1 protein-coding gene is annotated in these 485 nt (G+C 59.2%); it reads left to right on the top strand.

Features of this window, described 5'->3' with window-relative positions:
• Positions 1-485: reverse transcriptase domain-containing protein (locus tag ACYPXD_RS30925; RefSeq protein WP_459720983.1), on the top strand; the 485-nt coding region annotated here is incomplete at both ends.

The following is a 485-nucleotide window of genomic DNA, read 5'->3' as shown; positions in this document are numbered from 1 at the left end:
GGGTTCAGGATCAACCGCTCGACGGCCGACGCCATGTCCCAGATTTTTGTCGCCATGTCCCAGAAGGGCTCTGCCCGCTGGGTGCTGGAGGCGGATATCAAGGGATGCTTCGATCACATCAACCACGAGTGGCTGGAGAACCATGTCCTGATGGACCGGGAGATCCTGCGCAAGTGGCTGAAGGCTGGCCTGATTTACAAGGGGCAGCTACAGGCGACTGAGGCCGGTACGCCGCAGGGAGGGATCATCTCCCCGACGCTGGCAAACGTGACGCTGAACGGGCTGGAGCGTGAACTGGTTGCGCACCTTGGTGCGAAATTCGGGATCGCGAAGGCGAAGAAGCTGAAGGTGAATGTGGTGCGGTACGCGGATGACTTCGTGATTACCGGTGACTCGAAAGAGGTGCTGGAAAGCGAGATCAGGCCTTGGGTGGAAGCATTCCTTGCTGTTCGGGGACTGCAACTGTCGGAGGAGAAAACGCGGAT

This window comes from Paraburkholderia sp. 2C (assembly GCF_054589215.1).
The sequence above is the reverse complement of the archived record's forward strand: the minus strand, read 5'-3'. Positions and strand labels throughout refer to the sequence as shown.